Raw genomic sequence first — 991 nt, 5'->3', positions numbered from 1 at the left:
GGGGACATCCAGGCATTTGCCGGAGCCGTGCTTCAGGGTGCCGTTGGTGACGGTCCACTTCTGGTCGGCGTTGCCTGTGCACCCGGCCAGGGTCACCGGGGTGCCGTCGGTGGTGCCGCCTGCGGTGGGCATGGCGCATTTGCCGAGGATGGTCAGTGCGCCGGTGGTGGTGTCGAGGTGGAAGTTCTGGGCTTTGGTGGCGTTGCAGGTGTAGATCTGCAGCGGGGTGCCGTCTGTGGTGTTCGCGCTTTGCAGGTCCAGGCATTTGTGGTTGAGGCCGATGAGCTGGCCCTTGCCGGCCTTGCCGAAGCCGGAGGCGGTCTTGACGTGGCCGTCCCAGGTCCAGTCCAGTGCTTGGGTGTCGCCGCCGTAGGTGCGTGTGATGGTGTTGCCGGCGTCGTCGTAGGTCAGGTTGGCGAGGGTGTCGACGGTGGCGGTGTGGGTGGTGATGCCGGTGAGGGTGTGGGGCTGCCCGCCGCCGCTCTTGCCGTAGGTGTAGTCGGTGGTGGTGTCACCGGAGGTGTCGACCTTCCCGCCCGCGACGGTGACGGACGGCTGGTGCTCGACCAGTTGTTTGCGGTTGCCGACCTCGTCGTAGGTGTAGGTCTGCCAGTACCCGTCGTTGGTGGCGGTGACGTTGGTGGCGGTGACGTTGCCGGAGGCGTCGGTGTAGACGGGTGCGGGCGTGCTCTTGCCGGGGGTGATGCAGCCCTCGTTCGGTGCCGTCCAGGCCTGCGTCAGCTGGGCGAGCGCGTCGTATGTGAAGCACTGCCGGTCCGTGGCACCGGCACCGTCGACATCCTTGAGCTGGGTGACGTTCCCAGCGGTGTCGTAGGTGTAGTAGCGGTCGTTGACCCGGTGCGGGCTCGCGGTCTCCCGGTCGGTGACCGTGCGGTCGAGCTGGCCTGTGTTCTCGTTGAACAGGTTGGTGGTCCACACCCGGTTCGGCATCTCACCGGTGACGGTGCGCAGTACCTCGCCGTAGGGGCTA

1 protein-coding gene is annotated in these 991 nt (G+C 66.9%); it reads right to left on the bottom strand.

The annotated features are described in order from the left end of the window. Positions 1-991, bottom strand: a 991-nt coding sequence (locus AC3EUJ_RS37190) for a ricin-type beta-trefoil lectin domain protein (RefSeq protein WP_431969425.1), incomplete at both ends; no start/stop codon positions are given.

The sequence above is a fragment of the Actinacidiphila sp. bgisy160 genome, assembly GCF_057707815.1.
Note: the sequence above shows the minus strand (reverse complement) of the source record. Positions and strands in the feature narration are given on the sequence as shown.